Origin of the sequence: Pseudomonas sp. JAI115, assembly GCF_014200835.1 — a bacterium.
GTDB classification, from domain to species: domain Bacteria; phylum Pseudomonadota; class Gammaproteobacteria; order Pseudomonadales; family Pseudomonadaceae; genus Aquipseudomonas; species Aquipseudomonas putida_A.
Genome location: NZ_JACHCY010000008.1, coordinates 141730 through 162677, shown reverse-complemented (window position 1 = coordinate 162677; position 20948 = coordinate 141730). Strand labels below are relative to the sequence as shown.

Here is a 20948-nt window from a genome sequence, read left to right as displayed (position 1 = left end):
CACAAGTCCTTTGATGTTTGAACGGATTATCACGTTATTGCACGATTCATATAATAAAAACAGACACTTTAATAAGGGCATGGAATATGACGCTTCGCCTCTTTTTCCATAGTGATGACCTCAAGGCTAATGTGGAAGTCCTCGACTGCACGCCCCACGAGAACGAATTTGCCGTGGTGCTGCGCGCCACGTTGTTTCATCCGCAAGGCGGTGGTCAGCCTTGTGACACCGGCATTATCGGCGAAAGCCAGGTGCTGCGCGTGGTGCAGGAACCTGACCGGATCGTGCATTACGTCGATCGTCCGGTAAAACCCGGCATGACCTGTATTCATGTGGATGAACAACGTCGCCGCTACAACACCCGCATGCATTCGGCCGGGCACCTGATCGGGCATTTCGTGCAGGCCATGGGCTGGACGCCGATCAAGGCGCACCACTGGCCGGACGAGGGCCGAGTGCAATTCAAGCCGGGCGATGCCGCTCAGGAAGTCGACGCGCCAACCGTTCAGCACGGTATCCGTCAGTGGATCGAACACGATCTGCCGCGCCTGACCTCACTGCGCGAAGGCGCGCGGGAAATCGGTTTTGGCGAGCTGCCGGCCTATGGCTGCGGTGGCACCCATGTACGCAGCCTGAAGGATTTGGGCACAGTCACGATCGCCTCGCTTTCGCAGAAGAAAGGCACGTTATCCGTCCACTACAGCGTGGATTAAGCTTCTCGGGCGCTGCTCCGCGCAGCGTCCGACGCCGGGGGAACCGCACTCGCCGGTTCCGTTGACTATCGATAGATGGACCTAAAAACAATGATGCTAGACGTCGAGCGTCTCGATGAGACGTGCATAAAAAAACTGGCCAACGAAGAAGTCCTCGCCATCCGCGTCAAAGGCTTCTTGCCCGAGCCGCTGGCGATCGAGATTGGCGACAAGATTCTTGCTCCGGGCTTCGAGGGTTACATCAACGCGCCGAGCATCGGCCGCATCGGCATGGCGTTTTACGAGGCGGAAAACCAGCCGCTGCTGATCGAGGATTACTTCGAGCGCGCCACCCGCAACATCGCCGAACTGCGCGAGCGCTGTGCGCCCTATTCCTCGCCGGTCGACACCCTGCGCTGCATGCTCGACGAGTCGTGGCCGGCCGGCGCGCATCTGGAAAACCTCTATGGCCGCAAGATGTATGTCGGCCTGTCGCGGGTGGTCAAACCCGGCGTGCGCTTCCTCGCCCACCACGACATTTTCGCCAAGGACGCCCCGGACAGCTTTCAGGCCCGCAGCCTGGAGGCGCAGTTCGCCTGCAACGTGTACCTGAACATGCCGACCGAGGGCGGCGCACTACAGATGTGGGACGACGACATCACCCCGGATCAGTTCGACCAGATGCGTGGCGACAGTTACGGCATCGACCCGGCGCTGCTCGGCCCACCGACCCTGGAAGTGCGGCCGGAGCCGGGCGATTTCATCATGTTCAATTCGCGCTGCATGCACTCGGTGACCCCGGGCGTGGCGGATCCGCGTCTGAGCCTTTCGTTCTTTGTCGGCTATCGCGGCAATGCTTCACCCCTGACCTTCTGGAGCTGAGATGTTATCGAACTACCTGGGCGAGTTTCTGGCGCTGGCCACCATTCACTTTCTGGCCGTGGTCGCTCCCGGCCCGGACTTTGCCGTGACCATTCGCCAAAGCGTGCGCTTCGGCCGACTGGTGGGCATCTGCACCGCACTGGGCATCGGCGCCGGCATTTCCGTGCACGTTCTCTACACCGTGCTCGGCGTTGGCGCCCTGATGCACACCACGCCGTGGTTGCTGACGGTGGCCAAGGTGATCGGTGGCGCATACATCTTTTACCTCGGCATCAGCCTGATCCGCAGTAAACCGAAGACCACGCTCGAAGGCGAAAAAAGCGCTGACGAACCGCTGGTCGAGCAGTCGCTGTTCAAGGCGTTCAGCACCGGTTTTCTGACCAATGCCACCAACCCCAAGGCCACGCTGTTCTTCCTGGCGATCTTCACCACGATCATCAGCGCCAGCACCCCGCTGAATATCCAGGCGCTGTACGGGGTGTGGATGTGCTTCGTCAATGCGCTGTGGTTCGTGATCGTCGCGCTGTTTTTCTCCAGCAGCCGGGTACGCACCCTGTTCATGCGCATGGGCCATTGGTTCGAGCGCAGCATGGGCGTGATCCTGATTCTGTTCGCCGGCAGGCTGGTGCTGTCGATGTAAAAACGACACCCAAAGACAAGGCCCGGTCAGTTGCACACTGCTCGGGCCTTTTTCGTTTGTGCGCCGCTTTTGCATTTCTGTGCGACGGATCCCACTTCAGGGGCTCCCCTTCAACACCTTCGCGGTGTTAGTTTGGAAAAGATTTGTTTCAACTTTCAAACACTTCCACTCAACTGCCTGCAAAGGAATGCCCACCGCAATGAATTTTTCTCTCAAGCGACTGGCCGCTACCAGCCTGATCCTGGCCAGCTTTTCTGCGTTCACCCTGCCCGCGCAGGCCAACATCACTCCGCAACAGAGCGCAGCCATTCTCAAGAGTTTCGATGAGGCGAGCCTCACCGACTTCCGCCAGTTTCTGGGTGCCGTAGGCAAGAGCGACCTGGGTAAAACCGACAACCTCGGCCCGGCGATCAACGCCTTTCTCGACAACAAGACCCCGAGCGCGGAACAGCAGAACGAGATCTACCGCCTGCTGGGCATCTACACCCGCGTGAAGTACGGCAAGGCCGCGCTGGAAACCCTGCGCGAACTGGTGGAAATCCCGACTTTCCAGAAAGAAGGCGTGGCCCAGCACGAAAATCCTGAGTTCATCAAGATCGCCGAAAAGATCAAGAACCTGGCCGAATCGTTCAACCTGAAGTTCCGCAACGTCGACAACCGCGTCTATGAAATCTCCCTCGACGGCAGCGGCGACGAAGTCGTGGGCATTCACGCGCATGCCGACGTGGTGCCGGTCACCCCGGAAAACTGGGTGCTGAAGGACGGCACCAAACTCGACCCGTTCAAAGTCACGCTGATCGGCGACCGCATGTACGGTCGCGGCACCGAGGACGACAAGAACGGCATCGTCGTCGCGATGTACGCGATGAAAGTGATCAAGGAAGAAAAGCTGCCGCTGGCACGCAACTTCAAACTGCTGGTGGACACCACCGAAGAAACCACCGGCGACGCGATCCCGTATTACTTCGAACACAACCCGACGCCGAACTACAACATGGCGCTGGACGGTGGCTACCCGGTGGTCATTGCCGAGAAAGGCTACGGCACGGTCATGGCCAGTTTCCCGCTGCGCAAGGCTGAAGGCAGCGGCGCAGAAATCATATCGATGACCGGCGGCCTGGCAACCAACCAGATTCCATCGGTTTCGGTGGCGACAATCGTCACCGACAAGCCTGAGCAACTGGCCGCGAGTCTGCAGAAAGCCGGCAGCGAATACGCGAAAAAACACGGTGGTAACTTCGAAGTCGCGGCCAAGGTTGACGGCAAAGACGTCAAGCTGAGCGTCACCGGTGTGTCAGCGCACTCCTCCGAACCCGAGTCCGGCGTCAACCCGGTCGCGCGGATGCTCGACTTCATCAACAGCCTCGACGGCAAGGTGGCCCTCAAGCACAACCAGATCACCGACGCTGCACGCTATGCGTCCACCAACTGGGGCCTGGATTACCTGGGTAAAAAACTCGGCGTGGGCTTCTCCGATTCGTTCATGGGCCCGTTGACCACCTCGCTGACCTACGTCGGCGTGGACGACAAAGCCTTCAAACTGGCAGTCAACCTGCGCGTGCCGAAGGGCAAATCACCGGAGGTACTGAAGAAGCAAATCGCTGACAAACTGGCGGCCTGGAGCAAGAAATCCCACGTTGCCGTGGACTTCACTTACTCGATCGCCGAACCGATGTACCGCAATCCGGAAGGCGAATGGGTCAAGGCACTGCTGGCGGTGGCCACTGAAAACCTCGGCATGAAGCACGAGTTCGGCACGTCTGCCGGCGCGACCTCAGTGCATGAACTGCCGAACGGCGTGCAATTCGGCCTGGCCCGGCCTGAAGTGAAATACACCGGGCATACCGATGGCGAGTTCAAGACGGTTGACCAGTTCCTGCTGGATCTGCAGATCGTTACTGAGATGATGGGCCGTGTCGGCCAGCTACCGAAGCTCTGATAAGGCATGGGCCCGTGATTCAGCGGGCCTGACGTGAAAACAAAAAAGGACCCGAAGGTCCTTTTTTGTTGCGTACAAAACGCTGCACAAACAAAAACGCCGATCATCACTGATCGGCGTTTTTGTGAAATTGGAGCGGGAAACGAGACTCGAACTCGCGACCCCGACCTTGGCAAGGTCGTGCTCTACCAACTGAGCTATTCCCGCAATGGCGTCCCCTAGGGGACTCGAACCCCTGTTACCGCCGTGAAAGGGCGGTGTCCTAGGCCACTAGACGAAGGGGACAGGCTACAACTTTCACTAATAAAAACGCCGCTCACTGAGCGGCGCTTTTAGAATTTGGAGCGGGAAACGAGACTCGAACTCGCGACCCCGACCTTGGCAAGGTCGTGCTCTACCAACTGAGCTATTCCCGCAAATGGCGTCCCCTAGGGGACTCGAACCCCTGTTACCGCCGTGAAAGGGCGGTGTCCTAGGCCACTAGACGAAGGGGACACGCTACCCGGAACACATGGTGTGTGTTTCGGTGTCCAGACCCGCATCCGAAGACTTGGTTCTGGTTTCACTCAGCCCCGCCCGAAAGCAGTGCTGTTTAAAATTGGAGCGGGAAACGAGACTCGAACTCGCGACCCCGACCTTGGCAAGGTCGTGCTCTACCAACTGAGCTATTCCCGCATTGGCGTCCCCTAGGGGACTCGAACCCCTGTTACCGCCGTGAAAGGGCGGTGTCCTAGGCCACTAGACGAAGGGGACACGCTACAACATTCACTCCCTGCCGCGTTTCGCTGTGTGCTTTACGCTGCAAGTGGCGCGCATTCTATGGATGGTTTGAGAGGTCGTCAACCCCCGAATATAAATTTATTTAAATCAATGACTTCGACCTGCTTTACGGGAGCATTCGGGCTTTTCCGTCGCCCGACGATTGACGCCTATATTCCGCCACCCGCCAAGGCGTTATAGTCCGCAACACAATGATGGCAATCTGCGCACCTTGCGCCAGCATTCATATAAGCAGTGGGCAGCCGATATAGACAGAAGCTGCTGAATCAACTCGTCGAGCGGCGCTGGGCGCCTGAATGTCCAGCCACTACACTCGCATGCGAACCCTATAAAGAGGTCTTACCGGTGACACCACTCATGATCACCCTGCTAGTCATAGCCGGGATCGCAATTCTGATCGCCATTGGCTACATGAACCATGTGGTGGAAAACAACAAACTGGAGAAGGCCCGCACCAAAGTCGAACTCAACGACCGCCTGCGCCGCTGCGGTGAGCTGACCGAAACCTTCCCCGGCCAGTTCATGACCCCGGCACTCAAGCTGCTGCTGACCCGTCTGGAGCTGAACGTCTGCCAGCGCCTGCTGAACCTGGAAAAAACCAGCGCCACGACCAAGGCACGGATCACCGAACTCAGCGCACTGGTGGCCCAAGGCGAATCGATCCCGGTCAACAACCCGCCGGCACCGATCCTGACCGAAGCCAAAGCCAAGGACGTCCGCTTCCTGCTCGAAGCCCTGCACGGCCAGATCACCCGCGCCGCCCATGACGGCTTCCTGCCACCGAACGAAGCCAAACACTGGATCAAGGAAGTCCGCCACATCCTGGTCCTGCTGCACATCGAATTCTTCAACAACCTCGGCCAACAATCCCTGCAACAAAACCAACCCGGCCAGGCCCGCCTCGCCTTCGAACGCGGCGTGCAATACCTGCGCAAACAGCAAGACCCGCAGATGTACTCGGAACAACTGCAATACCTGGAAAAACTCCTGGCCCGCGCCAATGCCCAGGTCATGGACAAGATTGCCCCGGTTGAAGGCGAAGTGAACCAGTTGACCGAAGGCCTCAAAGAAGTCGAAGCCGATGCGGACTGGAAGAAGAAAGTGATTTACGACTGATGGTCGAGAGTTAAGAGAAGCCACCGAGAGGTGGCTTTTTTGTGGGGGGTGGGCTGACTGCCATTGCGAACATTCAGTTAGAGATTGGTTGGCAGTAAGGCCGCCTTCGCGAGCAAGCCCGCTCCCACAGTGGGCATGAGTTTATTCAGTTGGAGATTGGTCGGCTGTCAGGCCGCCATCGCTGGCAAGCCAGCTCCCACAGTTGGAATGGGGGCGCTCAGTTGGAGACTGGTCGGCTGTCAGGCCGCCATCGCTGGCAAGCCAGCTCCCACAGTGGGATAGGGTGAGTGAGTTAGAAAACTGGTCGGCTGTCAGGCCGCCTTCGCGAGCAGGCTCACTCCTACAGAAGAGCGAGATAGTGCACCGCTTCGCTCTTCACCACTCAAATGGCCGAGTGTCAGCTCGCCGAAAGCTCTTGATCTTGCCGTGCCGGCCCCTTCGGCAGGCTGAGTGGAGGGGTTCATCCGGGGGTGGGAGCGCAGCGACCGTTTGGCGAAGCCAAACACATCGAGAGGAGGTGCAGCGAAGCAAACCGGAGGCGATGCCCCCGGATGAATCCCGCAGCGAAGGAACCCGAGCCTAAGCGAGGGCCGAACGCTGGGGCCAAGCGTTTTGGTTACTTTTGGGCGTCTGCAAAAGTGACTCGCTGTAAGAGCGAAACCGCCAGCCGCAGCCCCCGAAGCAACGGATATTCACCCAAAACCCCAAGAACCTAGTCGGCCCAGAGGCCGCCAAGTCAAAGCCGAAAATGCCCAACCATCCCCTTGAGCTCCCCCCCCAACCGCGCCAGCTCAACACTCGAAACCGCATTCCCCCGCATCGCCATCGAAGACTGATCCGCACTCGCACGAATACTCGTCACACTGCGATTGATCTCCTCAGCCACCGAACTCTGCTCCTCCGCCGCCGCCGCAATCTGCTGATTCATCTGCTGAATCAACGAAACCGCCGCCGCAATACTGCCCAGCGCACTCTCGGTCTGCAGCGCATCACTGACCGCCAGCTTCACCAATTCACCACTGCTCTGAATCTGCTGCACCGACGAATGTGCCGCCGAACGCAACGCACTGACCAGCCGCTCGATCTCCTCAGTCGACTGCTGCGTACGCCGCGCCAACGCGCGAACCTCATCAGCCACCACCGCAAAGCCCCTGCCCTGCTCCCCGGCCCGCGCCGCCTCGATCGCGGCGTTGAGCGCCAGCAGATTGGTCTGCTCGGCAACGCTCTTGATCACATCCAGCACCGTACCGATGTTCTGGATCTGCGCACTGAGGCTTTCGATGCTCGAACTGGCCGACGTCGCCGAATCCGCCAGTTGCTCGATCCGCACCATGCTCTGGCGCACCACCTGCTGCCCGCTCTCGACCTTGGCATCCGCCGTTTGCGCGGCCAGCGCGGCCTCCTCGGCATTGCGCGCCACGTCATGCACGGTGGCGGTCATCTGGTTCATGGCCGTGGCCACTTGCTCGGTCTCTTCCTTCTGGCTGTTGACCTCAAGGTTGGTCTGCTCGGTGACCGCCGACAGCGATTGCGCGGAACTGGCCAACTGCTCGATGCCCGCCTGCAAACCGCTGACGATCGTGCTCAGCCCGGTGCCCATCTGCTGCATCGCCAGCATCAGTTGCCCGATCTCATCACGGCGGGTGACCTCCACCCTCGCACTCAAATCCCCCGCCGCAATCTGCTGTGCCACCCGCATCACACTGCGCAACGGCGCGACGATCAACCGGGTAATGACCCACGCGGCAATCAGCCCGACCAGCAATGCCAGCGCCGAAGAACCGATGATCAACACCGAGTTTTTCTTCAATTCCGCCTGCATCGCGCCATCCTCGGCGCCATACGCCTGATCCACGCGCTCCATCACCTGCGCCGCACGCTGGTGCAACTGTTCGTAGACGGTTTTTTCCTGGGCCAGCAGGCCGGTGTACTCGGCGAGCTTGTCGTTGAAACCGGCGATGTGCCCGGACACTTCATTGAGTACCGTCAGGTAGCCCTCATCCTTGACCGTGGTCTTCAACTGCTCGGCCTGAGCCTGCGCCTGGGCGGCCTGCTCGATATTGCCCTTGCCGGCACTCTCGGCATCGCCCTTACGGCTCTGGTCGAGACGAATCCGCGCCTCGTTCATCGCCTGCAACATCAGCCGCGACACCTGGCTGACCTGGCTGGCCTGTTCGATGAACTGTGCGCCGTCCTTGCCTTCGGTGTCCTTCAAGGTATACGCGCCATCATCGACCAGACCGGCCTGCAGTACGTCCAGGTTATTGGCCACGCTGGACACCGACCAACTGGCCATTTCCAGCGCCAGATCCTTGGCCTGAGTCAGCGAGACAAACTCATCGAAAGCCTTGCGATAAGCGCCCAGTGCCTGTTCGACATCGCTCATCACCGCCACGTTGGCCGGGGACTGCGCCTTGAGTTGCGCGGCCTGAGCCAGCAAACCGTCTACGCCTTCGTGCAAGGCATCGACGGTTTTCGGATTGCTGTGCAGCGCATAGTCCTGCTCCAGCAGCCGCACCTTGAGCAGTGCACTGTTGAGCGACGACATCTGCTTCAGTCCATCGAAGCGCTGACTGATGGTCTGCAGGGACCAGACACCAATGGCAGCCACCAGCGCAGTCAACAGCAGCACCAGCACGAACCCGATACCCAGTTTCTTCGCCATACCGAGGTTGGCAAAACGTCCTTGCACGGCGGAAATCATTGCGCGAAGCCCCCTGCCAAAGTCTGTTGCCGAAGATTCGCAACGGCCATGGAGCAGCACAAGTCTCTGGCGACGGAATAATGGCAAAAAGCTACGCACGCGTCGTTTTCAGAACGCTTGAGGTCGATTCACACCGGTACTGCGAAAAAACTGCCGGGCCCTGGGATCACAGGCATAGGCCACGTTGATCCGCTGCCACTCACTGGGTTCGCCACTCGGACTGAAGGCCCCTGGGTCGCAAAGGCTGACACCATTGCACTGCGCCTGACTGTGCAAGCGGCCAGTATCGCCCAGAGGGGCACGGGTCCAGATGAACAGGCCGCCACACGGCTTACCGAAGACCTCCCAGTCGGCGTCTTCCAGCGCCTGCAACGCGGCGACCCGATCGGTATTCAACCGTTGACGCTGGCGCTGGACCATTTTGCGATAGGCGCCATTGGCCAGAAGACTGGTCAGCACCGCCTCATTGAAACTCGAAGCGCCCATGCTACTGATCATCTTGATTCGCCCCAGCCGCGCAATCAGCGCTGGCTCGGCGTAGACAAACCCGACGCGCAGCGAGCTGCTCAGTGTCTTGGAAAAGCTGCCGACATAGATCACTCGCTCATCGAGTGCCGCCAAGCGTGTGCCATTGCCATTGTGCAGGTCGGCGTAGACATCGTCCTCGATCACTCGCACATCGTGAGCGTTGCACAACCGCAGGATCTGTTGGGCAACGCCAAGTGTCAGGCAAGAGCCGGTGGGATTGTGGTGGTGACTGTTGATGAACATCGCGACCGGCCGGAACTGCCGCAACAGTGCTTCCAGCGCCTGGGGATCCGGCCCGCTCGGCGTGCGGCGCACTTCCAGCAACTGCACGCCGTACAGGCGCAACAGCTCGAACAGCGGCGCATAGCCCGGGGTTTCGACGACAACGCAGTCACCGGCCTTCAACAATGTGCGCGCGAGCAGATCAAGCGCCTGGCTCGCACCGGAGGTCGTCAGCACCTGTTCATCCAGAGCCTCGACGCCGATCAGCCTGAGGCGTTTGACGATCTGCTCGCGTAACGCCGGCAGCCCCAGCGGGCTGCTGTAATTGAACAGACTCGCCATGTCGGTACGGGCTACCTGACGGATCGCATAACTCAGGTCGTCGGATTCACGCCAGCTCTGCGGCAAGCCTCCCTCGCCGAGTTTCAACCCGCCGTGTGCCTGCCCGCAGTCAATCCCGATCACCCCACGGCCCTCCTGCGCGGCCACCATGAACCCGGCGCCCTGACGCGGGGCCAGAACGCCTTGCGCCACCAGCCGTTCGCAGGCCTCTGCCACACACGACTGACTCAGCAGATTGGAGCGCGCAATCTGCCTGACGGAGGGCAAACGCGTGCTCGGCGCCACACCGCTTCGCGAGATCCACTCAGTCATGCCATCAACAATCTGCTGTACGACCGGCACCATTGCCTGTCGGTCAATTCTCAATTCCATGAGCACGCAAACTCCTGTCCATTTTGCTGGCGGCAGTAAATCACAGCCGCGTCGCTCAGGCTGTGCGACAACGCCGTCAAAAGCAGCCGTTCTAACCGTTTGATACACATTGTTTAGCGGTTTAACGGAACTGGCGCCCAGCAACAGGAAAACCCGCACTGAGGCGGGTTCCAGAGTGTTGCCACTCGGCGTCAGAAAGCCGTGACGCCGCCATCCACGGCCAAGGAATGACCGGTGGTAAACGCCGCGCCATCGCTGCACAGATACAGCACGGCGCTGGCGATTTCCTCGACCTTGCCGATGCGCCCCACCGGGTGCATCGCGTTGGCGAACTCGCCTTTCTTCGGGTCAGCCTCGTAAGCGCGACGGAACATGTCGGTGTCGATCACCGCCGGGCACACGGCGTTGACGCGGATTTTCTTCTTCGCGTATTCGATCGCCGCCGACTTGGTCAGGCCGATCACCGCGTGTTTCGACGCCGCATAAATGCTCATCTTCGGTGCCGCGCCAAGGCCCGCCACCGACGCGGTGTTGACGATCGCCCCGCCGCCCTGAGCGAGCAACAACGGCAACTGGTACTTCATGCACAACCACACACCTTTGACGTTGACGCCCATGATCGCGTCGAACTCGTCCATCGAGCCGTCGGCCAGTTTGCCTTGCTCGATTTCGATCCCGGCATTGTTGAAGGCGTAGTCCAGGCGACCGTAGGTATTGATCACCTCGTCCATCAGATTCTTCACTTCGCTTTCGACGGTAACGTTGCAGCGTACGAAGGTCGCTTCGCCGCCGGCTGTACGAATCAGCGCCACGGTGCCTTCGCCCCCTGCCGTGTCCAGGTCGGCCACCACCACTTTCAAACCTTCGGCGGCGAACGCCTGGGCGGTCGCCCGGCCGATACCGTTGGCCGCTCCGGTGACTATGACCACTTGGCCGGAAAACGTCATGCTCATTGTTATGTCCTCGAAGGGAGAGATGCAGGAGGGATTTGCAGACTCGCAGCATAGTCACCGGGGCCCGTCCCGAGTCAGCACTATCAGAAGGCTGTTTATGCCTTCATCCGTCGCAGTGATAAAAGCCTGTGGGCCACTATCACTGCACTGGATCATTGCGCATTCGCCACATCAGCCGACCTTGCAGCATTGGCCTCGAGGGTCTATCAACAAGGCTTCATTCAGTTCGAGTGCCTGCCATGACCAGTCAGACCAATCGCCAGTTCCTCCTCGCCAAACGCCCGGTGGGGGCTGCGACCCGTGAGACCTTCACCTACCAGGAAGTCCCAGTCGGCGAACCGGGCGCTGGTCAGATACTGGTGAAAAACCAATACCTGTCCCTCGACCCGGCCATGCGCGGCTGGATGAACGAGGGCAAGTCCTATATCCCGCCGGTAGAAATCGGTGAAGTCATGCGCGCCTTGGGCGTGGGCCAGGTCATCGCTTCGAACAACCCGGGCTTTGCCGTCGGCGACTACGTCAACGGCGCCCTCGGCGTGCAGGATTATTTCCTTGGCGAACCCAGAGGTTTCTACAAAGTCGATCCGAAACTGGCGCCGCTGCCGGTGTCTCTGTCCGCCCTTGGCATGACCGGCATGACCGCCTACTTCGCCCTGCTCGACGTCGGCGCACCGAAGGCTGGCGACACCGTGGTGTTGTCGGGAGCTGCCGGGGCAGTGGGCAGCATTGCCGGACAGATCGCCAAGATCAAAGGCTGCCGGGTCGTCGGCATCGCCGGTGGTGCCGACAAGTGCAAATACCTGATCGATGAACTGGGCTTCGACGGCGCTATCGATTACAAGCACGAAGACGTGCTGGCCGGACTCAAGCGTGAGTGCCCGAAAGGCGTTGATGTCTATTTCGATAACGTCGGCGGCGAGATCCTCGACGCTGTGCTCAGCCGTCTGGCGCCGAAAGCCCGGGTGGTGATCTGCGGCGCCATCAGCCAGTACAACAACAAGGAAGCGGTCAAAGGCCCGGCCAACTACCTGTCACTGCTGGTCAATCGTGCGCGCATGGAAGGCTTTGTGGTGATGGACTATGCCGCGCAGTACGCCGGTGCCGCGCAGGAAATGGCCGGCTGGATGGCCAAGGGGCAGCTCAAGAGCAAGGAAGACATCGTCGAAGGTCTGGAGACCTTTCCGGAGACGCTGATGAAACTGTTCAGCGGGGAGAATTTCGGCAAGTTGGTGCTGAAAATCTAAGACCACTCAGAAACCAATGTGGGAGCGAGCCTGCTCGCGAAAGCGGTGGATCAGTCGGCAAGGAATTCGACTGACACGCCCTATTCGCGAGCAGGCTCGCTCCCACATTTGGATCTTCGGTGTTGCTTAGGCGATTTCGGCCACGACCGACGCCAGTGCCTTGGCCGGATCCGCCGCCTGGCTGATCGGACGGCCGATCACCAGATAATCGGAACCGGCATCCAGCGCCTGACGCGGGGTCAGGATACGGCGCTGGTCATCTTGCGCACTGCCCGCCGGGCGAATCCCCGGGGTCACCAGTTGCAGCGACGGGTGCGCCGACTTCAGTGCAGTGGCTTCCAGCGCCGAGCACACCAGACCATCCATCCCGGCCTTCTCGGCCAGCGCAGCCAGACGCAGCACCTGCTCCTGCGGCTCGATGTCCAGACCGATACCGGCCAGATCCTCGCGCTCCATGCTCGTCAGCACGGTCACACCGATCAGCAACGGCTGCGGGCCGCTGCGCTTGGAAAGCTCTTCACGGCAAGCGGCCATCATGCGCAGGCCACCGGAGCAATGCACATTGACCATCCACACGCCCATCTCGGCAGCGGCTTTCACTGCCATCGCGGTGGTGTTGGGAATGTCGTGGAATTTCAGGTCGAGGAACACCTCGAAGCCTTTGTCACGCAAGGTGCCGACGATTTCCGCGGCGCAACTGGTGAACAGTTCCTTGCCCACTTTGACCCGGCACAGTTTCGGGTCCAACTGGTCGGCCAGCTTCAGTGCGGCGTCACGGGTGGGGAAATCCAGGGCGACGATGATAGGAGTCTGGCAGGCGGACATGGATGGGCTCTCAGGCAAGTCGAAATCGGCGCGCATTGTAGCGGAAGCGGCGGCGGCGCGGCACCCGATGATCGGTAATTCGTCGCCGCAAACGTGATCAGCATAGCGCTCGCGGCTATTGTGTCGAACCCGATACACAACCGACACGCCGCCAACAAGCGCCCGCGCTAGCCTCGCCAGCCGCAACACGTCCTTACATCAGCACTTCCCGCCTCACGGCAGGACGCCTATGCTGAAACCACCACCTCGCAGCCCATCTTTGTGGTTGGCGGCCTACTGGCAGATGAACAGCCCCATGCACAACACCCAGACCACCGTGACTGATGAGCAGAAAGACGACAAGCGCTGGAGCATCCGTGCGCTGATCGTCGATGACGATGTGCCGATCCGCGAGCTGATGATCGACTACCTCGCGCGTTTCAACATCCACGCCAGCGGCGTCACCGACGGCGCAGCCATGCGTCAGGCGATGCAGGCCGAGCATTTCGACGTGGTGGTGCTCGACTTGATGCTGCCCGGCGAAGACGGCCTGTCGCTGTGCCGCTGGCTGCGCGCCGAATCGGACATCCCGATCCTGATGCTCACCGCCCGCTGCGAACCCACCGACCGCATCATCGGCCTGGAACTGGGCGCCGACGACTACATGGCCAAACCGTTTGAGCCACGGGAGCTGGTGGCGCGGATCCAGACCATCCTGCGTCGGGTACGCGATGACCGTACCGAACAGCGCGCCAACATCCGCTTCGACAACTGGCGCTTGAACAGCGTGCTGCGGCAGTTGATCGCCGACGATGGCCTGGTAGTGCCGCTGTCCAACGCCGAATTCCGCCTGCTCTGGGTCTTCATCGAACGCCCGCGCCGGGTACTCAGCCGTGAACAACTGCTGGATGCCGCCCGTGGCCGTTCGATCGAAGCGTTCGACCGCAGCATCGATTTGCTGGTGTCGCGCCTGCGGCAAAAACTTGGTGACGACCCGAAAGCCCCGCAGTTGATCAAAACCGTGCGCGGTGAAGGTTACCTGTTCGACGCGCGAGACATCGGCTGATGCGAGCGCGCTTCGACACGCTGTTCGGCCGCCTGTTTGGCATGCTGTTCGTGGCGATCGTCCTGGCGCACCTGCTGGCCTTTGCCTGGTTTCACCACTACGGCCCGCCCCCGCCGCCACCCCCGCCGGAATTTGCCGCGGGCGTCGACGGTCAGCGGCCGCCGCCGGATCCACGTTTCGCCCATCGCCCGCCGCGTCCGTGGTTCGGCGGGCCGCTGGTGCCGCTGACTTTCCAGTTCATCTCGCTGATGATCGCTGCGTGGTACGGTGCCAAACTGCTCACCCGGCCGATCCAGCGCCTGAGCGATGCCGCCGAACGCCTCAGCGAAAACCTCGACAGCCCGCCGCTGGACGAGTCCGGCCCGCGTGAGGCACGACAGGCGGCGCACACCTTCAACCTGATGCAACAACGCATTCGTGAACAGGTGCAGCAGCGAGCACGAATGCTCGGCGCCGTCTCCCACGACCTGCGCACTCCGCTGTCGCGGTTGAAGCTGCGCCTGGAACAGATCGACGACGAAAAACTGCAAGGCCAGATGCGCCAAGACCTCAACGACATGATCGGCATGCTCGACGCCACCCTCACCTACCTGCACGAACAGCGCACCAGCGAAGCGTTGCAGTTGATGGACGTGCAGGCGCTGGTCGAATCGCTGTGCGAGAACGCTCAGGATCAAGGTGCAGACGTTGAAGTCAGCGGCCATTGCGCACCGCTGCAGGTGCAGCCGATGGCGCTGCGCTCGTGCATCAACAACCTGATGGACAACGCCCTGCGCTACGCCGGACAGGCACGCATCGAACTGCAGGATCAACGCGAGCAACTGCTGATCCGCGTGATCGACCACGGCCCGGGGATTGCCGAAGACAAGCGCGAGGCGGTGTTCGAACCGTTCTTTCGCCTGGAAGGCTCGCGCAACCGCAACTCCGGCGGCGTCGGCCTGGGCATGACCATCGCCCGTGAAGCGGCGCAGCGTCTGGGTGGTCAGTTGAATCTGGAAGAAACCCCGGGCGGCGGCCTGACCGCAATCATCCGCCTACCGCGCACTTAAGTAACACACCTATCCACCGTGGGAGCGGGCTTGCTCGCGAAAGCGGTGTGTCAGTCGACTTCTGTGTTGAATGATCGGCCGCCTTCGCGAGCAAGCCCGCTCCCACAGGTTTCAGTGGTGTTCACTCCATCGTGTATACCCACCGGTACAAAGCCAAAACACCCAGGACATCTTGCCCCTTGAGTCTACACAAGCCGGTACACCCACCGGTTTTACAGTCCAAGGAGTGAGCCCATGATCGGTAGCGTCAGCAATTACACGAGCTATACCAGCAACAGCAGCACCTCCACCCAGAACGCCCGCAGCCAACAACTGCAAAAGCAGCTGTTCGCCAAACTCGACAGCAACGGCGACGGCGCGGTGGACCAGGACGAACTGAAAAGTGCGCTGTCGCAGAAGTCCGACGATGGCCTGCTGGTCAACCTGAGCAAACAATTCGGTGATCTGGACAGCGACGCCAGCGGCAGCCTCAGCATCGAAGAAATGAGCGCCATGGCGCCCCCACCGCCACCGCAGGATCAAGCCCCCAACACCGATCTGGCCGACGCCCTGATCAGCGCCCTCGACGCCGATGGTGATGGCGCCATCAGCAGCGACGAACTGAGCAACGGCCTGACCAGCGCCGGCAGCAGCGCCGACAGCAACCAAATCTTCTCGGCCCTGGACAAGAACAAGGACGGCACCGTCAGCCAGGACGAACTCACCGCCAGCCTCACCCCACCACCGCCACCACCGCCGCAACAAGCCTCCAGCAACGAACTGTTCAGCCAACTGGATGCCGATGGTGATGGCAACATCAGCGCTACCGAACTGAGCAGTGCCCTGCAGACCAGCGACAGCACCTCGACAACCAGCACCGACACCAGCGCCGCACTGCTCAAGGTGTTGGATAGCGACAGCAGTGGCGGCGTGAGCAGCGACGAACTGAAAGCGGCGCTACAGGCAGCTCGGGAACGCCCGCCCGAAGAACAGACCGCCAGCACCCAGACCACCAGCGAAGCGCTGAACCGGATGATTGCCAACTTGAGCAAACAGTACTCGCTCGACAATGCTGCGTCGGTGGGCAAGTACCTGAATGTGGCGACTTGAGTTGATGGGGTGATGGGTGATCGTTTCCATGCAGCGGTGTGGGAACGGTCATTTGGGTACAGCGGGAAGAGAGTAGTTGGTTGAGAAGGCCTCATCGCCAGCAGGCTGGCTCCTACAGTTGGATGGAGTGCATTCAGTTGGAGATTGTTTGGCTATAAGGCCGCCTTCGCGAGCAAGCCCGCTCCCACAGTGGGAATGGGTTTATTCAGTTGGAAATTCGTCGGCTATAAGGCCGCCATCGCTGGCAAGCCAGCTCCCACAGGGATTGAAGGCATTCAGTTGGAAATTTGTCGGCTGTAAGGCTGCCATCGCCAGCAGGCTGGCTCCCACAATTTTGAACTGTATGCACCGTACGCGGCGAAGCCGCCCCACTCAATGGCCGAGTGTCAGCTCGCCGAAAGCTCTTGATCTTGCCGTGCCGGCCCCTTCGGCAGGCTGAGTGGAGGGGTTTATCCGGGGGTGGGAGCGCAGCGACCGTTTGGCGCAGCCAAACACATCGAGAGGAGGTGCAGCGAAGCAAACCGGAGGCGATGCCCCCGGATGAACACCGTAACGAAGGAACCCGAGCCTAAGCGAGGGCCGTACGCCGGGGCCCAGCGTTTTGGTTACTTTTGGGCGTCTGCAAAAGTGACTCGCCGTAAGGGCGAAACCGCCAGCCGCAACACCCAAAAAAACGGATATTCACCCACCCCCCCAGGAACCTGGTCGGCCCTAAGGCCGCCAAGTCCAACCTAAACCCGAGCCTGACTCTTACTCCAATCCGTCAACAAACTATAAGCCACCGCCAACAACGTAGGCCCGATAAACAACCCGATAAACCCAAACGCAATCAACCCGCCAAACACCCCAAGCAACACAATCACCAACGGCAGATTCCCCCCGCGGCTGATCAGATAGGGCTTCAACACGTTATCCACGCCACTGATGATGAACGTCCCCCAGATCCCGAGAAACACCGCCATCCCGTATTCACCTTTCCAGGCCAGCCAGGCCGTGGCCGGAATCCACACCAACGGTGGCCCCATCGGAATCAGACTCAACAGAAAGGTCACGATCCCCAGCACCAGCGCCCCCGGAACCCCGGCAATCAGGAACCCGACCAACGCCAGAACCGCCTGCGCCGCCGCCGTACCGATCACCCCGTTGACCACCCGCTGCACGGTGCCGGCCACCAGCTCGATGTAATACCCGGCACGCTCACCAATCAGGCGCTGCAGCAGACCGTGCACAAATGCCGCCAAGCGCGGCCCGTCGCGATAGAAAAAGAACACGAAGACAATGCTCAGGGTCAGCTCGAGAATCCCGCCGCCGATCTGCGCACTGCGCGCCAGCAGCCAGTTCCCGACCTGCCCCAGATACGGCTTGATCGACACCATCAGCGCTGCGCCCTGCTGATCAATGCTGTTCCAGATCCCCACCAGCCGCTCGCCCACCAATGGCACGCTGCCGAGCCAGACCGGCGCCTCCGGCAGACCATCGACCTGCACATCCTTGATGAACGCCGTGGCATCGCGCACGTGATCGGCCAGGTTGAACCCGAGCCACACCAGCGGCGCCGCCACCAGCAACATCCAGCCCAGGGTCAAAATGGCCGCGGCGAGTGATTCGCGGCCATTGAGCCAGCGGGTCAGCAGACGCATCAGCGGCCAACTGGCGAACGCCAGCACCGCGCCCCAGAACAGCGCCGACCAGAACGGCGCCATCACCCACAGGCTGGCACCGAACAGCACCAGCAGGAGGATTTGCACCAACAGCCGATCGTTATTGAGCATGTACAGTCTCGAAGAAGTCAGTCGGTCAAAGAGTAGGCGAACACGCCGCGCGTGCACGCCCGATGCAGCTTACCGCAACAGATCGATGCGCAGGCCAGAGCCGTCGGCGCTCCCCGCCTCCATCCGTGCCGCCCGCACCCCCTGACCGATCAGCGCCTGACGCCAGGCCTCGGCCTTGGGTCCGGCAATCGTCACGCGTTGGGTGGTGTCGAGGTTCAAGCCACGGGAAATCAGTCGTAACCAGGTGTCATCCGGATCGCCGGTCAGCTTGGGAAAGTCCAGTTCACCGGTACTTTTGAGCTGTCGCAACAGCGTGGCCGAGGTCGGCAGCAGCTCGCCCAACGGTGCGCCCGCTTCGAACTGTTCGACATGCAGATAGGCTTTGCGATTGCCGCGGGTGATGCTGTAGAGCGCCACCAAGGTGTTGTCCTTCGGTGCGGCCAGACGCAACAGCAGATAGGCCTGTTGCTCGTCGGCGCCGTACAGCTTGGCGTTACCGAACACTTCATTGGCCCACAGGCTGCTTTCGCCACAATCGCGGGCCTGGCACCAGAACAGCAACTCGGCGTCCTGCTTTTGCAGGGCTTCGCGGGCGGCGGTGAAGGCTTCGGTGGCGGAATGCTCAGGCGGCAACTCGTAGGTGACCGAAGTGGTCTGGCCGCGCGCCGTGACCTGGCCGTCAAAACGCAACTGGCCGCTGATCTTGCGGATCGAACCCAGCGGATAGATCCGCTCAAGCTCCACAGGAGGGCGATAGTCAACGATCTGCGCATCGGCCAGACGCGGCACGATCTGCAGATCCTGGCTGCCGGGCACGTCGGCGGCGAACGAAACGGAACTGAACCAGCACAGCGCCAACAGACTGAGTGACCGCATAGTCAGGCTCATCGGATCGGCATGGCTTGGCGGGTCGGGGGCGCAGCGGTATAGAAATCCATCGTGTTTGTCTCCCATTTCAACCCGCCCAGCCTCGACAGTTGCCCGGTGCAAGTCAAGGAATGGCGAAGAAGCGATTGAAACAGTCTGCGACAAGGTCGGCACCGGACTCATCGTTCAGGTGCAAATGATGCCCGCCCGCCAGCTGTTCCTGGCTAAAGGGTAGCCGCTCCAGCAACTCCGGATGTTTGGCCAGCATGCCGTCGGCGGCCACCACCAGTTGCGCCGGGCAGGTGATGCGCTGGACGAAAGCCATCGCCTGCTCTTGAGTCAGGCGCAGCGGTGACGGCAGGGTCAGGCGATTGTCGGTGCGCCAGGTATAACCGCCGGGCACCGGCATCAGGCCGCGCTGCGCCAGCAGTTCGGCGGCTTCGCGGCTGACCGCCACCAGCCCCTTCATCCGCGCTTCGATGGCACGATCAAGGGTGTTGTAGACCGGCTTGCGCTTCTCGCGCAAATCCAGTTGCGCCTGCAGGGCCATGCCCATGCGCTCGGCAGCATTTTCGCCTTTGTCCGTAGGAGGAATCACCCCGTCGATCAACGCCAGGTGGCTGATGCGCTCCGGCAACGAACCGGCCAGCACCAGCGAAACGATCGCGCCCATCGAATGCCCGAGCAGGCCGAAGCGCTTCCAGCCCAATTGCTCGGCGACCTGCAACACGTCGTGCGCATAGTCCCACAACGCATAACCGGCGCCGTTGGGCCGATGCCCGGAATGCCCATGCCCGGCCATGTCCAGCGCGATGATGCGCAGGCCTTTGAGCTTGGGCGCCAGGCGCGCAAAGCTGTTGGCGTTGTCGAGCCAGCCATGCAGGGCAATCACCGGCAGACCGTCCTCGGGGCCGAACAAGTGCGCGGCCAGTTCGATATGCGGCAGGCTCAAGCGCACTTCTTCGAAGGTCGGGCTCATGCGCAGTCCTTCTGTTGGCGGCGCTCCCAGCGCGTAAACAGCTCTTTGAGCAGGCGCGCCGTGTCTTGCGGACGTTCCAGCGGAAACATGTGCCCGCCCGGCATGCTCAGTGCTTCACCCTGCGGCAGGCGCCCGACGAATCGGCTGTGATGACGCATGACCACGCGGCTCTTGTGGCCACGCACCACCGCCAGCGGCACTTTCAGCTGACGAGTGCGACCGGGACTGGTGTGCGGCACGCCGCGATAGATGCTGATTTCGGTGGCCGGATCAAAGCGCAGACGCAACTTGTCGCCAACCGTATGCAGCCCGTGCTGCAGGTAGGCATCGAAGCATTCCGGATCGAAACCGCGAAACAGGGTCTTGCCGGCAAAATAGCTGCGCGCCGTGTCGAGATCGGCGAACTCTTCGCGCCGCCCCAACGTACGTCCAGCCGGGGTCAGTTTGTCGATGAAGCCGAAGCGCTTGGCCGCGCGGATCACCCACTGGTCTGTGCGGGTCAGCACCGGCGAGTCGAGCATGACCACGCCGCGATACAGCTCAGGGCAACGCAACGCCGCGTGCAGGTGCAACACGCCGCCAAACGAATGGCCGACGCCCCACACTGGCTGATCCTGTTGCTGCAGATGGTGGATCAGTTCGTCGACCAGGTTGTACCAGTTGTCGTCCGCCGGGAAACGCGGGTCGTGGGCATGCTGTTCCAGATGCGCGACCCGATACTCGGGCGCCAGCGCCGCGAACAACTTGCCATAGGTGCCCGAGGGAAACCCGTTGGCGTGGGCGAAAAAGATCGGTTGCGACATGCAGGTTTATCCATGAGCGGAAACATGCCGCTGATTGTCCGCAAGAGCGCGGCCCTGAGCAATGACCGTAACTGCCAGGAATGATGACAGTCCGGTCATGGCGAT

The 20948-nt window shown here is 61.0% G+C and carries 16 protein-coding genes, 6 tRNA genes and 2 pseudogenes; 9 read left to right on the top strand and 15 right to left on the bottom strand.

Going from position 1 to position 20948, the window contains the following annotated elements; genetic code table 11:
• Window positions 1-86 precede the first annotated feature (86 nt).
• The 4 genes from HDC30_RS19205 to HDC30_RS19190 all read left to right on the top strand — a co-directional run bounded on the left by HDC30_RS19205 (window position 87) and on the right by HDC30_RS19190 (window position 4153).
• Window positions 87-713, top strand: coding sequence for an alanyl-tRNA editing protein (locus HDC30_RS19205; RefSeq protein ID WP_115989141.1), 627 nt, complete (start codon window positions 87-89; stop codon window positions 711-713).
• A gap of 90 nt (window positions 714-803) precedes the next feature.
• The gene (locus HDC30_RS19200; RefSeq protein ID WP_183784408.1) at window positions 804-1574 is read left to right on the top strand and encodes a 2OG-Fe(II) oxygenase; all 771 of its coding nucleotides are present in this window, start codon (window positions 804-806) and stop codon (window positions 1572-1574) included.
• 1 nt (window position 1575) lies between these two features.
• On the top strand, window positions 1576-2214 hold the full coding sequence (locus HDC30_RS19195; RefSeq protein WP_183784406.1) for a LysE family translocator: 639 nt from the start codon (window positions 1576-1578) through the stop codon (window positions 2212-2214).
• Window positions 2215-2413: 199 nt separating this feature from the next.
• Entirely contained in the window at window positions 2414-4153 is a 1740-nt protein-coding gene (locus HDC30_RS19190) for a dipeptidase (protein ID WP_183784404.1), read from the top strand.
• A 131-nt stretch (window positions 4154-4284) separates the two neighbouring features.
• Here the strand turns inward: HDC30_RS19190 and HDC30_RS19185 are convergent.
• From HDC30_RS19185 to HDC30_RS19160, 6 genes are all read right to left on the bottom strand, one after another.
• A tRNA-Gly gene (locus tag HDC30_RS19185) sits at window positions 4285-4360 on the bottom strand.
• 2 nt (window positions 4361-4362) lie between these two features.
• A tRNA-Glu gene (locus tag HDC30_RS19180) sits at window positions 4363-4438 on the bottom strand.
• Window positions 4439-4493: 55 nt separating this feature from the next.
• Window positions 4494-4569, bottom strand: a tRNA-Gly gene (locus tag HDC30_RS19175).
• A gap of 3 nt (window positions 4570-4572) precedes the next feature.
• A tRNA-Glu gene (locus HDC30_RS19170) sits at window positions 4573-4648 on the bottom strand.
• A gap of 104 nt (window positions 4649-4752) precedes the next feature.
• Window positions 4753-4828, bottom strand: a tRNA-Gly gene (locus tag HDC30_RS19165).
• A gap of 2 nt (window positions 4829-4830) precedes the next feature.
• A tRNA-Glu gene (locus HDC30_RS19160) sits at window positions 4831-4906 on the bottom strand.
• Window positions 4907-5290: 384 nt separating this feature from the next.
• On the opposite strand from HDC30_RS19160, the gene HDC30_RS19155 reads away from it, so the two are divergent.
• Window positions 5291-6049 carry a hypothetical protein gene (locus HDC30_RS19155; RefSeq protein WP_171061878.1) on the top strand — a complete coding sequence of 253 codons (759 nt, stop codon included), beginning with the start codon at window positions 5291-5293 and terminating at the stop codon, window positions 6047-6049.
• A gap of 736 nt (window positions 6050-6785) precedes the next feature.
• Here the strand turns inward: HDC30_RS19155 and HDC30_RS29610 are convergent.
• The 4 genes and pseudogenes from HDC30_RS29610 to HDC30_RS19140 all read right to left on the bottom strand — a co-directional run.
• A pseudogene (locus tag HDC30_RS29610) lies at window positions 6786-7379 on the bottom strand (methyl-accepting chemotaxis protein); the annotation flags it as partial.
• 315 nt (window positions 7380-7694) lie between these two features.
• Window positions 7695-8597 (bottom strand): annotated as a pseudogene (locus HDC30_RS29605) (HAMP domain-containing protein); the annotation flags it as partial.
• A 264-nt stretch (window positions 8598-8861) separates the two neighbouring features.
• Window positions 8862-10217, bottom strand: a complete 1356-nt coding sequence (locus tag HDC30_RS19145; protein WP_183784400.1) for a PLP-dependent aminotransferase family protein — start codon at window positions 10215-10217, stop codon at window positions 8862-8864.
• A 191-nt stretch (window positions 10218-10408) separates the two neighbouring features.
• Complete coding sequence (locus HDC30_RS19140; protein ID WP_183784398.1) at window positions 10409-11170, bottom strand: SDR family oxidoreductase; 762 nt, start codon at window positions 11168-11170, stop codon at window positions 10409-10411.
• Window positions 11171-11409: 239 nt separating this feature from the next.
• On the opposite strand from HDC30_RS19140, the gene HDC30_RS19135 reads away from it, so the two are divergent.
• A complete protein-coding gene (locus HDC30_RS19135; protein WP_183784396.1) occupies window positions 11410-12414 on the top strand; it encodes an NADP-dependent oxidoreductase in 1005 nt (334 codons plus the stop codon).
• 126 nt (window positions 12415-12540) lie between these two features.
• Here the strand turns inward: HDC30_RS19135 and pyrF are convergent, their stop codons facing one another.
• A complete protein-coding gene (gene pyrF, locus HDC30_RS19130) occupies window positions 12541-13239 on the bottom strand; it encodes an orotidine-5'-phosphate decarboxylase (RefSeq protein WP_007968913.1) in 699 nt (232 codons plus the stop codon).
• A gap of 283 nt (window positions 13240-13522) precedes the next feature.
• On the opposite strand from pyrF, the gene HDC30_RS19125 reads away from it, so the two are divergent.
• From HDC30_RS19125 to xopAW, 3 genes are all read left to right on the top strand, one after another.
• Window positions 13523-14284, top strand: coding sequence for a response regulator (locus tag HDC30_RS19125; RefSeq protein WP_371260451.1), 762 nt, complete (start codon window positions 13523-13525; stop codon window positions 14282-14284).
• Window positions 14284-15333, top strand: coding sequence for a HAMP domain-containing sensor histidine kinase (locus tag HDC30_RS19120; RefSeq protein ID WP_097088488.1), 1050 nt, complete (start codon window positions 14284-14286; stop codon window positions 15331-15333). The genes HDC30_RS19125 and HDC30_RS19120 overlap by 1 nt, the downstream gene beginning before the upstream one ends.
• Window positions 15334-15567: 234 nt before the next feature.
• Window positions 15568-16422, top strand: a complete 855-nt coding sequence (gene xopAW / locus HDC30_RS19115; RefSeq protein WP_183784394.1) for a XopAW family type III secretion system calcium-binding effector — start codon at window positions 15568-15570, stop codon at window positions 16420-16422.
• Window positions 16423-17153: 731 nt separating this feature from the next.
• Here xopAW and HDC30_RS19110 read toward each other — a convergent pair.
• The 4 genes from HDC30_RS19110 to HDC30_RS19095 all read right to left on the bottom strand — a co-directional run bounded on the left by HDC30_RS19110 (window position 17154) and on the right by HDC30_RS19095 (window position 20843).
• Window positions 17154-18194 carry an AI-2E family transporter gene (locus HDC30_RS19110; protein WP_027612318.1) on the bottom strand — a complete coding sequence of 347 codons (1041 nt, stop codon included), beginning with the start codon at window positions 18192-18194 and terminating at the stop codon, window positions 17154-17156.
• Between the two features lie 69 nt (window positions 18195-18263).
• Window positions 18264-19070, bottom strand: coding sequence for a DUF4892 domain-containing protein (locus HDC30_RS19105; RefSeq protein WP_115989134.1), 807 nt, complete (start codon window positions 19068-19070; stop codon window positions 18264-18266).
• Window positions 19071-19185: 115 nt separating this feature from the next.
• Window positions 19186-20040: an alpha/beta hydrolase gene (locus tag HDC30_RS19100; protein WP_027612316.1), complete on the bottom strand. Its 855-nt coding sequence runs from the start codon at window positions 20038-20040 to the stop codon at window positions 19186-19188.
• Entirely contained in the window at window positions 20037-20843 is an 807-nt protein-coding gene (locus HDC30_RS19095) for an alpha/beta fold hydrolase (RefSeq protein ID WP_027612315.1), read from the bottom strand. The genes HDC30_RS19100 and HDC30_RS19095 overlap by 4 nt, the downstream gene beginning before the upstream one ends.
• Window positions 20844-20948: the final 105 nt, after the last annotated feature.